Origin of the sequence: Corynebacterium sp. MSK122 (assembly GCF_030229435.2) — a bacterium.
Taxonomy (GTDB): Bacteria; Actinomycetota; Actinomycetes; order Mycobacteriales; family Mycobacteriaceae; genus Corynebacterium; species Corynebacterium marquesiae.
On the sequence record NZ_JASPHV020000009.1, the window covers coordinates 84,646 to 97,696 of the forward strand.

Sequence of the window (13,051 nt, forward strand, 5' to 3'; positions counted from 1 at the left end):
GCGCCCAGCACACTGCGGGCGCTATTCTGAGTGAATGACCGAGCAGGCAGTCCGGGCAGAAAGCGTGCACGACGAGCGCGCTCACCCGAGCGATCACTGGCTCGATGAGGTTACCGCGCCCACCGGCCCGGCCTTCAGCGGGCTCAGTAGCCGCGCCATGGAATGGTTCGCGGGCCCGGCGCGCCTGCTGCGCCGCTTTTACTACTTCGCCTCCACTACCCCAGGCAAGCTTTTTACGGTCACGCTCATTCTCACCGTAGCCCTAGGCGCTGCCGGCTTATCGATGTCCCAATCTTCCGCCGCCCGCCACTCCGATTTGGACGAGCTGCTAAGCACCACCGAGCCGATGTCGAATGCGGCGCACCACCTTTATAGTTCGCTTTCGGTGGCCGATACCGTGGCCACCACCGGCTTCGTGCAGGCCGGTGTGGAATCAGAGCACAACCGCGATAGCTATAACGAAGCCATTGATGCCGCTTCGGTGGCAGCCACCGAATCCGTGCTGGGTACCACGCAGGAAGACGGCCGTGTGCGCGAGCTGGTGACCTTTATCCAACGCGAGCTCCCTGTCTATACCGCAATGGTGGAAAAGGCCCGCGCCAACCACCGGGCGGGCAATGCGGTGGCCAATTCTTATATGTCCAATGCCTCGGCGCTGATGCGCGAGCGTATCCTGCCGGCTGCCTCCGAGCTGTTCCAGCTGACCACCGCCAAGGTAAACCAGCAACAGCAAAAGCTCACCTCCCCGCAGTGGGTGCCGCTCTCCGGCCTCTTGGCGGCGCTCTTCTTCCTCGCCGTGGCCCAATGGTGGCTGTGGCGCCAGACCCGCCGGCGTTTTAACCGCGGCTTCTTAACTGCCAGCGTGCTGCTTTTCTTGGCCATCTCCTGGGTGGCACTATCCAACCTCGCCACCTGGTCCACCGGCCACCAGGGCTTTGAGACGGCCTCGCGCCCGTGGGATTCGCTCACGGCCTCGCGAATTGAGGCGCAGCAGGCGCGTACCTCTGAGACCCTGGCGCTGGTGCTGCGCTCCTCCGAGGAGGATTCGATGGTACGCTTTTCCAGCTCCATCAACTCCATCGAAAGGGCCCTCGAGGATTATGAGGAAGCGCTCAATGATGAGGACGTGGAGGTCACCGACCCAGAACTCATTCACAGCGCCCGGGCGGCCGCCGAGCAGTGGCGCGGTACCCACGACAAACTCATGGGTGCGCTCAAGGACGGCGACTATGACGAGGCCATCTACCAGGCTACGGCCACCGAGCCCAAGGACGGCGAAATGACCACAGCGCGTTCCTATGACCAGCTCGACGCGGAGCTCTCCGATCTCATCGGTCAGGCGCGCATCGCCATGCGCAGCTACTTGGAGCGCGGCCTGACCGCCATGACTGCGGTGTCCTCGGCCGTGTTCCTGCTGACCTTGTGCGCCATTATTGCCGTGTGGCTGGGCATCCGTCCTCGACTGCAGGAGTACCTCTAATGCGCCGCACACGCCTTGCCCTCGCTACCCTTGCCTGCATCTGCGCCGCGCTGCCGCTAGCCTCGTGCGATGTTCGCTCCACCCCGCCGCTCGAGGCGCCCGCCGAGCACGCCCTCGATTCAAAGCCGGGCCCGCCGCTGCCGGAAGGAGCGGAAATTGAAAAGGCGGGATCTACCGCAGCTCACCGTGCCTCTGATGAGGAAATCAGGGGCAGCTACCGCCCGGATGATAAGAAGGCGAAGGAGCGGGTGCCGGACATCGTCAAGCGCGGCCGTCTCATCGTGGGCGTGGACCGTTCCAATAACTTGCTGAGCTACCGCGATGCCGCCACCGGTGACGTGCGCGGCTTCGAGGTGGATATTGCCCGCGAGATTGCCCGCGATATCTTTGGTGATCCCAACAAGGTGGACTTCCGCTTCGTGGAATCCTCCGACCGCGTCGATACCCTCAATACCGGCGCGGTGGACATGATTGTGCGCACCATGACCATTAGCCCGGAACGCGAGCGCGACGTGGCCTTTTCCATTCCCTATATGAGCACCCAAACCCGCATGCTGGTGCTCACCAATTCCGGCATGAAGTCCGTGAAGGACGCCGCCGGTAAGACCCTATGTGGTGTGGGCGCGTCCACCGCGCTGGAAACTATCCGCGAGCACGCCCCCAAGTCCGATATCTTGGTTACCCGTTCCTGGGGCGATTGCCTGATGGCCCTACAACTCAACCAGGCCGATGGCATCGTCGTCGATGATGCCTTGCTCTCCGGCATGGCCGCCCAAGACTCCTATACCTCCATCGTGGGCGAGCCGCTAGAGACCGAGAACTACGGCGTGGCCGTGCGCCGCCCCAGCAAGCAGCAGGACACCCGCCCGCTGCTGCGCCAAATAAATTCCACGCTCGAACGCATCCGCCGCGACGGCACGTGGTTTTCCCTTTTTGAGGAGTGGCTCGGCGCCTACCTGGAAGAGCCCACCCTGCCGGCTGGAAAGTACATCGAGGAGGACGCTAAGCCATGAGCCATAACCCAAACTTCAGCGACGACGAGCTCGAGTACATCGAGCCCGAGAACCTCGATACCCAGCGCGCCTTCCGCCAGCCCACCACCGCCGCCAACTCCGCGCAGGAGCCGGATGCACTGGACGATGCCCCCTTGGATGATGGCCCCACCACCGCCGCCGTGGCTTTCGACCCCTTTGCGGACGAAGACGAAGAGGGCACTGCGGCCGTGGCCTTCGACCCCTTCGCCGCCGAGGATGAGCCCAGCGATGATGCCGGCACTTCCGCGGTTGCCTTCGATCCCTTCGCGGACGAAGACGAGGACGGCGATGGTTCCATCGACCCAGACCACATCTCCAGCCTTCTGGCGGATCTGGATAATATCCGCGCCCAACGCGAACAGCAGCGCGTCCAAAAATCCCAAGAGGACTCCTCGCAGCGCTCGCGCCGCCGCGCGCTCGATACCTTCCGCGAACGCCGCGGCACCCACCGCACCGAACGCCGCGTGGCCGATGGCATGGTGCGCCTGCCCTTTATCACCCCGGCCGAGCCGACCGATGCGCTCATTGACCCCACCGAGGAATCCTCAGGCAAGAAGATTCCGCCACCACAGCTACAGCCCGGTGACATGGTGGCCGGACAGTACGAAATCTTGGGCGTTATCGCCCACGGCGGCATGGGCTGGATTTACCTGGCCAATGATCACTTTGTCTCCGGAAGAGTGGTGGTCCTCAAAGGCATGCAGGCCCAAAAATCGGCCGATGAAACCGCCGCTGCGGTGGCAGAACGCGAGTTCCTTGCCGATATCACCCACCCTGGCATCGTCAAGATTTTCAACTTCATCGATGACGCCCGGGTGCCCGGCGGCTTTATTGTCATGGAGTATGTCGGCGGGCCGTCGCTAAGAAGCAGGCGCAAAAAGCAGCCGGATAAGCTCCTGCCGGTCGATATCGCCATTGCTTATATCTTGGAAGTCCTGCCCGCGCTGGAATACCTGCATTCGCGCGGGGTGGTCTATAACGACCTAAAGCCGGATAACATCATCGTCACCGAGGACCAGGTCAAGCTCATTGACCTGGGCGCGGTCTCCGGCATTGGCGCGTTTGGCTATATCTACGGCACCAAGGGCTACCAAGCCCCGGAAGTGGCCACCGAGGGCCCTTCCATCGCCAGCGATATCTACACCATCGGCCGCACCCTGGCTTCGCTCTGCCTCAAGCTGCCCACCGAGGACGGCGTCTACCTGCCCGGCATCCCTACCCCCACCGAAGAGCCGGAGCTGCGCCGCTTTCTGTCGCTCTACCGCCTGCTACAGCGCGCCACGGACCCGGATCCAAAGCGTCGCTTTACCTCCATCAAGGAGCTGCGCACCCAGCTCTATGGCGTGCTGCGCGAGGTCATTGCCATCCGCGACGGCCTGCAGTACCCATCCCAGCACTCGCTCTTTTCTCCGCAACGTACCACCTTTGGCACCAAGCACCTGGTCTTCCGCACGGATCAGCTTATCGACGGCATCGATCGCACCGTCCAAATCACCGCTCCCGAGGTCGTCTCCGCCCTGCCTACCCCGCTGCTGGACCGTGACGATGTAGGCGCCGGCCTGCTGCAGGGTGCATCCTATGCGGAGCCACAGGAGGCCCTGGAGACCCTCCGCCAGGCCATGCAGACCCCCGAGTACGAGCACTCTGCCGAAATCCCGCTAGGCGTGGTGCGCTCCATGATCGACCTTGGCTATACCGGCCAGGCCCGCCAGTGGCTTAGCTCCATCGAAGACCGCCTCGGCCGCGACTGGCGTTTCCAGTGGTACGCCGGCATTACCGAGCTGCTTCACGACGACTACCGTGACGCTCAAAAGTACTTCTCCACCGTCCTCGATCTCCTGCCAGGCGAGGCGGCTCCCAAGCTCGCCATCGCCGCCATCAACGAGCTCATCCTGCAGCAGCTGGACTATAGCGATACTTCGCTTATTGACCCCACCGTGGCGCGGGCCTGCTCCAATATGCATTCCACGCTGGCCGATCTCCCTAACTCCGCCTTTGAGGGCCAGCCGGAAATCTGGAACCACGTCACCCAGGATCCGGCCGCACTGCGCTTTAACTCCATGCGCCTCTACGGCATTGTGTGGTCCACCAACCCCACCACCGTCTCCTCTTCCTTTGGCCTCGCCCGCCAGCTGCGCTCCGAGGGCCAGGTGGAGGTAGCCGTCGTGGTCCTTGACAAGGTCCCCAATGCCTCGCGCCACTATCGCATGGCCCGCTTGACGACGATCCTCCAGCTCATCGTCCACGATCTCTCCGAGTCCCGCATCCGCCGCGCCGCCCGACGCCTCGAAGAGGTCCCCACCAACGAGCCGCGCTTCCTCCAGATCAAGATTGCCGTCATCTCCGCCGGCCTGAATTTCCTGCGCAATGCTGATCTCTCGCGCGCCGCCTCCCCCAACGACCTCTTCGAATACGCCTTTACCCAGCGTGGTCTGCGCACTGGTCTCTCGGAGACACTCCGCGCCCTCGCCCGCCAAGCCCCGTTTAGCCGCCACCGCTACGCACTCGTTGACCTAGCCAACCAGGTCCGCCCCGTCACCACTTTTTAGTCTGCCTTCCTGCTACCAGCCAACAGGGTGCAGAAAACTAGAAAAGGGGCGCGCAGTCTTCTACACCACACGCCCATTTGTCCAAAGTCCGGTCACTGCCGCCGGACGGAGGGACTGTCTTACTTGTAGAGGCCAGCCTCACGCGCCATTGCGGCGATTTCGGCGGACTTCTGAGCGATAGCCAGCTCCTCGTTGGTCGGAACGACGAAGACCTTGACCGGGGAATCCTCGGTGGAGATCATGCGCGGCTGGTCGGAACGGACCAGGTTGCGCTCCTTATCAAAGTGGATGCCGTACATATCCAGGTTGTACAGGGAGTCCTGACGCACCTCGGTATCGTTCTCGCCCACACCGGCGGTAAAGGTGATGGCGTCAACGCGGCCCAGGGAAATCATGTAGGAACCGATGAAGCGGCGCAGCTGGTGAATGTAGATATTGTAGGCCAGCCAAGCGTCCTGGTCTTCGTTGTCAATGCGCTCGCGCAGCGTACGGAAGTCATTGACACCGGAGATGCCCTTGACACCGGACTGCTTATTGAGCAGGGTGTCAATCTCGTCCACGCTCATACCCGCCTGGCGAACGAGGTGGAAGATGATGCCCGGGTCAATATCACCGGAACGGGTACCCATAGCCAGACCGGCCAACGGGGTCAGGCCCATCGAGGTATCGATGGCGCGGCCATTGCGGATAGCCGCAGCGGAAGCACCATTGCCCAGGTGGAGGGTGATCTGGTGGGTGTGCATCGGGTCGCGGCCCAAGAGGGCCGGTACCTGCTGGGAGACGAACTCGTGAGAGGTGCCGTGGAAGCCGTAGCGGCGGATATCGTACTTGGATGCCACCTCATTGTTGATGGCATATAGCGCAGCTGCCGGCGGCAGGGTATTGAAGAACGCGGTATCGAAGACGGCAACGTGCGGAATATCCGGCAGCATCTTGCGGGCCACGCGGATGCCGTCCAGGTTGGCCGGGTTGTGCAGCGGAGCCAGCGGGATGAGGTCTTCAATCATGGACTCAATCTGGTCCACGATGAGCTGCGGCTCGGAGAAGAGGCGGCCGCCGTGAACAACACGGTGACCAACGGCGATAACATCCACGTCGGTCGGGCCAACGTTGTGCTCGCTCATGATGGCAAAAGCGCGCTCGAGGCCGAAGGAGTGAGTAGGGATTTCCAGCTCTTCCTTGTACTTCTCACCACCGGTCTTGACGGTGACGGCGCCGAGGGGCTCGCCAACCTGCTCGACCAGACCAGAAACCAGCGGGGTATCCGTGGCGCTGGATTCGGGATCGACCAGCTGGAATTTAACGGAGGAAGAACCTGAGTTAAGGACCAGAACGTATGACATTTATTTCTCTCCAGCCTGAATAGCGGTGATTGCAACGGTGTTGATGATGTCCGGAACGGTCGCGCCACGCGACAGATCGTTTACCGGCTTGTTCAGGCCCTGCAGGATCGGGCCCACGGCGAGTGCGCCGCCGGTGCGCTGTGCCGTCTTGTAACCGATATTGCCGGCCTCCAAATCCGGGAAGACGAAGACGTTTGCCTTGCCGGCCACTTCAGAATTCGGCATCTTCTTAGCCGCAACGCCTGGGTCGCAGGCGGCGTCGAACTGCAGCGGGCCATCCACCTTGACGGAGGAATCCAGCTGCTTGGCGGCCTCCACGGCGGCCACGACACGCTCAACGTCCGGGCCGGAGCCGGAGGTGCCGGAGGAGTAGGACAGCATGGCCACGCGCGGGTCGATGCCAAACTGGGAGGAAGTCTGTGCGGAAACGATGGCGATCTCGCCCAGCTGCTCGGCGGTGGGGTTCGGGTTGACGGCGCAGTCACCGAAGGCCCACAGGCGGCCGCGCATGACCATCAGGAAGATGGAGGAGACCACGGAAGCGTTCGGCTTGGTCTTGATGATCTGGAAGGAAGGCTTGATGGTGTGGGCAGTGGTGTGAGCAGCACCGGAGACCATGCCATCGGCCAAGCCCTTGTGCACCATCATGGTGGCGAAGTAGGAGATGTCCTTCATCGTTTCGCGAGCCTGCTCGAGGGTGACCCCCTTCTTCTTGCGCAGCTCCGCAAAGTCGGCGGCGAACTCCTCTGCCAGCGGGGACTCGAGGTGGTTGATGATCTCGGCACCAGCCAGGTCGAGCTTGAGCTCCTCGGCGCGGGCCTTGATATCGGCCTCGTTGCCCAGGATGGTCAGCTTGGCAACCTTATCGCGCAGCACCACGTGTGCGGCCTCGAGGATGCGGTCATCGTCACCCTCTGGCAGAACGATGTGCGAACCGACGGCGCGGGCCTGGTCAATAAGCTGCTTCTGGAAGAGGTCTGCGGACATGACCGGGGAGACGTCGCCAAGCGCAGCAAGTGCGCCCGGAACTGCTTCGAGATCGGTGAAGATGCCAGCAACGGTGGCCCCCAAGGATTCCGCATTGTGCTGTGCCAGCTCGCCGGTGCGCTGCGGGGCGCCGGAAATGATGGCCAGCGGCAGGCCAAGGGCGGCAGCTACTTCGGCATCGAAGGCGATATCGCCGGTGCCCTGCGCCACGATGTTCTCAGCGGCGGGAGCCTCAGCAAGTACGGCGGCGACGGTGGCATCGAAGTCTTCGAGGCGGATGAGCTCCGCGCCTAGGTCTTTAGCCAAGGCGGGCACATCGAGGCCATCGAAGCCACGGCCGATAGCGCTAATAACTGCGGAATGAGATGCAGACATGCAATTTACCTTTCAGTCACGGTCACTTGAACACAATTAACGCGTGTCATAACTTCATGTCAGCCATCACAGTTATTAACACGCGGTGACTATTCCACTGTACGCGATTTACCCCCTCCTATGCCCCATCGTGACCGCCCTAAACTGGGGTTAGTAATGCTGTGGTTTTTATCGCATAGTGACCGCGTAGAATATGCAGCACAACGAAAGAAAGGACACCCTAAGCACATGACTAACCCAGCGCGCGTCGCCGTGGTCGGCTCCGGCCCGGCAGGCATTTACGCCTCTGACCTTCTAGTGAAATCCGACCTCGATGTGCAGATCGATCTTTTTGAAAAGATGCCGACGCCGTTCGGTTTGATCCGCTACGGCGTGGCACCGGATCACCCGCGTATTAAGGGCATCGTGCAGTCCCTGCACAACGTTATGGAAAAGGAAGAGATCCGCTTCCTGGGCAATATTGAGGTGGGCAAGGACATCACTGTCGAGGAGATGCGCGAATATTACGACGCCATCATCTTCGCCACCGGTGCTACCGCCGATAAGCGCATGGGCATCCCGGGCGAGGATCTCAAGGGCAACCATGGCGCCGGCGAATTCGTGGGCTTTTATGACGGCAACCCCAACTTTGAGCGCGACTGGGATCTCTCTGCAGAGTCCGTCGCCGTCGTCGGTGTGGGCAATGTCTCCCTCGACGTCTCCCGTATCCTAGCCAAGACCGCCGACGAGCTACTTGTTACCGAGATCCCAAATAACGTCTACGCAGCACTCAAGAAAAACCGCGCCAAGGAGGTCCACGTCTTCGGCCGCCGCGGCCCGGCACAGGCCAAGTACACGCCGAAGGAGCTCAAGGAGCTAGACGAGTCCCCGACCATCGAGGTCATTGTCAACCCCGAGGACATCGAGTATGACGCCGCCTCTGAGGAGGCACGCCGCGCCGCCAAATCCACCGACCTGGTGTGCCAGACACTCGAGTCCTACGCCATGCGCGAGCCGGGCGATGCCCCGCACAAGCTCTACATCCACTTCTTTGAGTCCCCGGTAGAGGTGCTGGGTGAGGACGGCCACGTCACCGCCATCAAGACCGAGCGCACTGAGCTCAACGGTGATGGCACCGTAACCGGTACCGGCAAGTACACCGAGTGGCCGGTCCAAGCCGTCTACCGCGCCGTGGGCTACTACCCTCAATCCGTCGACGGCGTGCCTTTCGACGAGACCAAGGCCACCATGCCCAACGACGGCGGCCATGTGCTGGCCAATGTCGACGGCGAAAAGCTCCCCGGTCTCTACACCACCGGCTGGATTAAGCGCGGCCCGGTGGGCCTGATTGGCAATACCAAGTCCGATGCCAAGGACACCACCACCATGCTCATCGCCGATTACAAGGCCGGCGACTTGGAGCCTGCCACCAAGCGCGACCCGCAGGACATCCTAGACTTCCTGGCCTCCCGCGATATCGCCGTGACCACCTGGGAAGGCTGGCACCGCCTGGATGCCGCTGAGCGCGCCGCCGGTGAACCGCACGGCCGCGAGCGCATCAAGATCGTCGAGTGGGACGAGATGGTCAAGCACGCCGGTCCACAGGCCTAGCCCATGCCGCATTTCATTTCCGCCGCGCCCTTGGGCCAACTGGCAGCCTTGGACGTCCACCAGCTCTACAAGCTGCGGGTAGACGTCTTTGTCCACGAGCAGCGCAGCCCGTACGCCGAGATTGACGCCACCGACGCCGACCCCCAGACCGTGCACCTGCTGGCCTGGGATACGGACTCCCACGAGCTGCTCGGCACGGCCCGCGTCTTTCCGGCTGCGCCTGCCGACGACGCCGCGCTTGCCGACGCCACGCCTACCAACGCCCCGACCACCGGCGCACAAATCGGCCGCTTCGCGCTCGCGCCGGCCGCACGCGGCACGGGACTCGGCCGCGAGCTACTCCAGGCGGCCATAGACCTTGGCGAGCGCATGCGCCCAGGCCAGCCGCTCTATCTGGAGGCACAGGCCGGACTAGTGGACTATTACGCTTCCTTCGGCTTCACGCCGACTGGAGAGCCATTCGATGACGAGGGAGTCCCCCACCAGCCGATGCTGCGCCCCGCTTCTTAGTCGGCGTCGTCCACCCCGGAGGCGAGCTTCGGGTCGAGCTCCACGCCGCCCTCGTATTCCACGACCTCAATATCGGGAACATCCTCGGTTTCTGGATCGATGCCGCGGGCGCCGCCTTGCGCCAGCAAGCCCGGCGTGGAGGTCACCTCGATCTTGTGCGCCGCTAGTGCTGCCCGGTCGCGCGCCTCCTCCGCGCTTTCCGCGGTGGCAGACACCAAGCCCATGCGACGGCCCTTGTAAGCCCCGGGCTTGCCAAAGAGCTTGACGTCCGTCTCCGCATAGCTGAGGGCTGAGGCGATGCCGGTATAGGCAACCTCTCCCAACTCCTCGTCCGCGTGGATGACGACGCTAGCGCCCGGGGTAACCAGGGTGGCGTCAATGGGGTAGCCCAAAATCGCGCGCGCGTGCAGGTCAAACTCGGAAAAGCGCTGTGTGTAGGCGGTAAGCATCGCCGTATCCGCGGGGCGGGGGGACACGGAGGAAAAGTACACGTCATCACCCGCAACGAAAAGCTCCACGCAGTACACGCCGCGCCCGCCCAGCTCATTGGAGATGCGCGCGGCCACCGAGCGTGCGTTTTCCAGCGCGATCTCGCTCATGCCAGTAGGCTGCCACTCTTCCACGAGGTCACCGCGCTCATGGCGGTGACCGATAGGCTCGCTAAACCACGTGGCCAGCTTGCCCGTGGCCGGGTCGATGGACCGGATGGCCAATAGGGTGACTTCCAAGTCAAAATCTACGAAACGCTCGGCCACTACGCGCTGCGAGTCCGAGGACACGCGCCGCACGGTCTCCCAGGCCACTCGCACATCATCCTCTTCGCGCGCGATCATGTGGCCCTTGCCGGAGGTAGACACATCCGGCTTAATGATGCACGGAAAGCCCAGCTCCCCGACTGCTTCTTCCAGCTCCTCCACGGAGCTGGCAAAGCGATACGCGGAAACCGGCAGCCCAATATTCTCCGCCACCTCGCGCACGCACTGGCGGTCCTGCGTCATGGCGCAGGCGCGAGCGGAAGGCACCACGATGGCATCGCTATGCGCTTCCATCTCTTCCAAAGCTTCTACCGCAACGGTTTCTACCTCTGGGACCACAAAGTGCGGCCGAATCTCCTGCGCTAGCTGCAGGATGCGGCCGGTGTCCTTAATATCGGCGACGTAGCTAAACTGCGCCACCTGGTGCGCCGGCGCGCCCGCATATGAGTCCACAGCGTGGACCTCAAGGCCCAGGTTCTGGAAGGACATGGCCAGCTGCTTGCCCAGCTCGCCCGAGCCCAGCAGCAATACCTTGGTGGCATTGCTGGTCAGCGGCGTGCCAATATGACCGGCGATCTCGCCTGGATTATCCATGAAAATGCTCCTTCTAAGCCGCAGGCAGCGGCGGTTACTGGCTTAGATTATTTCATATTTAGGCTCCAACCCCACTACCCACATGCCAGGTGCCACGGATAAGCAAAGGTGCCCTGTGGGCAATTCCACAGGGCACCTGAAACATTTCCGCCTAGGCTGCAGGAGCCTCAGCCGGAGCCTCCCCTGCCGGCTGCTCAGCGGGCTGCTCTGGCTCGCCTACCGGCTCCGCCACGGTAATGATGTTGTCCTCATAACCCAGCGCGCCACCAACAAACTGGCCGCCACAGGTAATGAGAACCAGGCGGTTCTCGCCCTCCTTATCATTAACCACGTCCGGGAATCCGGAGCCCTTAGGCAGGCGGTACGGCGCTTCAGTCACGCGGAAGGTACGCTCCTGGCCGTCAATGACCACGGTGAATTCCTGGTCCTTCTTCAGCTTGGTGAACTTCTCCGCATAACCGGTGCCCTGGCCCTGGTAGTTAATGTGGCCGGTAATCACACTCGAGCCCACATTGCCCGGTTCACCCGGCACAGCGGAGGCGGAGTACCAGCCCACGCGGGTGACGTCGTGTGGCGGAAGCAGCACGCCCTGGTCCGTGACCTGTATGGGGTCCACGGCCGCATACTCGCCATCGATGCCCACGGACATGCCCTCAAAGCCCTTGAATTCACCAGGCGCGGCATCATACTCGTGCTCCTGCTGGCCCGAATCATCCACAAAGGCATCGGACTTCGGCCCAGATTCCTCAGGGGCACTCTCGCTGGCCACCGTCTCCGGCGCCGAGCCAGCCCCATCCTCATCATCGCGCGCCAGATACAGCACTACCTGCAACAAGACCAATGCCACCACAATGATGGCCGCGATAATAGCGATCAGCTTGCCACGGCCCATGCCCCGCTTGCCGACGCCCCCTTCTTCCCCACTCGCCGGATACTGCGACATTCCATTGTCTTCCGGCTGCTGTGGTTCAGTGTGCTCTCCCATAGCTAGCTTCCTCTACTTCCTCGTTTTGTCTACCTTGTGCAGGTTATATGCAAATCCCCTCCAGCGTGTGCAGTCACACCCTGGAGGGGATTTTTGGTGTTTAAGTCTCAGCCCCGGCGGGGCGGCCCGTGGGCCGCCTCACCGATGCTCAGGGATTACTTGATGTAATCCTGCATACCCGGCTCAAGCTCGGTTGCGCCGGACGGTACGGACTTAATCTCAACGCGTTCGGCGTTGGATGGCAGTGCGTTACCAATCTCTTCAGGCTTCTGACCCTGGGTCTCGACGCCGCGGCCATGTCCATTGTCAGACTTGCCGTCCTTAGGAGCATCCTGGCCCTTGATCTCCTGGGATGTCACGGTCTGATCCGCATCGTTGATGTCCTTGTGCTCAGCAATGTGGTTCGGTTTCTCCGGAGTAGTACCCGGGGTGTCCTCACCCTTGTCATTGACCTCGGTGGAGGTGAGCTCCTCAAAGGCCACCGCAGCCTGGACAGGCTCGGTCACATCATCGTTCACGGTGATGGTGACAGGCTCCATACCCTTGGACTTCTTCGGAGTGAAGGTAGCTTCGCCCTCGCCCAGAACGGTCTTGCCATCCTCCTTGGAAATCAGCTCGGCCTTCAGGGTGTATTCCTTACCCGGAACTAGGCCACCATACGTCACCTCATCGATGACCTTGGCACCAGCAATAACCTCATGGGAACCCTTGGCAAAGTCAGCATTCGTGGTAACCCACGGCTCACCTGGCCTGTGCTCCTCAGTCGTTGGCTCGCTAGGCTCGGAAGGCTTAGCAGGAGTGGTCTCCTTACCCGGCTCCGAAGGCTCAGTGGTCTCCTTACTGTCTCTT

At 62.2% G+C, this 13,051-nt stretch carries 10 protein-coding genes; 5 read left to right on the plus strand and 5 right to left on the minus strand.

The window, feature by feature from the left end; translation table 11 throughout:
- Positions 1-34: 34 nt before the first annotated feature.
- The 3 genes from QP934_RS05635 to QP934_RS05645 are packed head-to-tail and all read left to right on the plus strand — an operon-like array spanning position 35 to position 5,063.
- Complete coding sequence (locus tag QP934_RS05635; protein WP_419127019.1) at positions 35-1,480, plus strand: hypothetical protein; 1,446 nt, start codon at positions 35-37, stop codon at positions 1,478-1,480.
- Positions 1,480-2,493: a glutamate ABC transporter substrate-binding protein gene (locus QP934_RS05640; RefSeq protein ID WP_340419778.1), complete on the plus strand. Its 1,014-nt coding sequence runs from the start codon at positions 1,480-1,482 to the stop codon at positions 2,491-2,493. The genes QP934_RS05635 and QP934_RS05640 overlap by 1 nt, the downstream gene beginning before the upstream one ends.
- On the plus strand, positions 2,490-5,063 hold the full coding sequence (locus QP934_RS05645; RefSeq protein WP_419127020.1) for a tetratricopeptide repeat protein: 2,574 nt from the start codon (positions 2,490-2,492) through the stop codon (positions 5,061-5,063). The genes QP934_RS05640 and QP934_RS05645 overlap by 4 nt, the downstream gene beginning before the upstream one ends.
- A gap of 119 nt (positions 5,064-5,182) precedes the next feature.
- Here QP934_RS05645 and QP934_RS05650 read toward each other — a convergent pair whose 3' ends face one another.
- Complete coding sequence (locus tag QP934_RS05650) at positions 5,183-6,406, minus strand: acetate kinase (protein ID WP_337888545.1); 1,224 nt, start codon at positions 6,404-6,406, stop codon at positions 5,183-5,185.
- The gene (gene pta, locus QP934_RS05655; protein WP_419127021.1) at positions 6,407-7,768 is read right to left on the minus strand and encodes a phosphate acetyltransferase; all 1,362 of its coding nucleotides are present in this window, start codon (positions 7,766-7,768) and stop codon (positions 6,407-6,409) included.
- Positions 7,769-7,996: 228 nt separating this feature from the next.
- Here pta and QP934_RS05660 point away from each other — a divergent pair, with 228 nt between their 5' ends.
- Both QP934_RS05660 and QP934_RS05665 read left to right on the plus strand, forming a co-directional pair.
- Entirely contained in the window at positions 7,997-9,358 is a 1,362-nt protein-coding gene (locus tag QP934_RS05660) for an FAD-dependent oxidoreductase (RefSeq protein WP_419127022.1), read from the plus strand.
- Positions 9,359-9,361: 3 nt separating this feature from the next.
- Positions 9,362-9,868 (plus strand): GNAT family N-acetyltransferase, encoded by a 507-nt coding sequence (locus QP934_RS05665; protein ID WP_337887900.1) that lies wholly within the window; start codon positions 9,362-9,364, stop codon positions 9,866-9,868.
- On the opposite strand, the gene purT is transcribed toward QP934_RS05665, so the two are convergent.
- The 3 genes from purT to QP934_RS05680 all read right to left on the minus strand — a co-directional run.
- Positions 9,865-11,217 carry a formate-dependent phosphoribosylglycinamide formyltransferase gene (purT, locus tag QP934_RS05670; protein WP_419127023.1) on the minus strand — a complete coding sequence of 451 codons (1,353 nt, stop codon included), beginning with the start codon at positions 11,215-11,217 and terminating at the stop codon, positions 9,865-9,867. The genes QP934_RS05665 and purT overlap by 4 nt on opposite strands.
- Before the next feature lie 151 nt (positions 11,218-11,368).
- On the minus strand, positions 11,369-12,202 hold the full coding sequence (locus QP934_RS05675) for a class F sortase (RefSeq protein ID WP_419127024.1): 834 nt from the start codon (positions 12,200-12,202) through the stop codon (positions 11,369-11,371).
- A 155-nt stretch (positions 12,203-12,357) separates the two neighbouring features.
- A partial coding sequence (locus QP934_RS05680; RefSeq protein ID WP_419127025.1) for a VaFE repeat-containing surface-anchored protein occupies positions 12,358-13,051 on the minus strand: 694 nt, incomplete at its 5' end.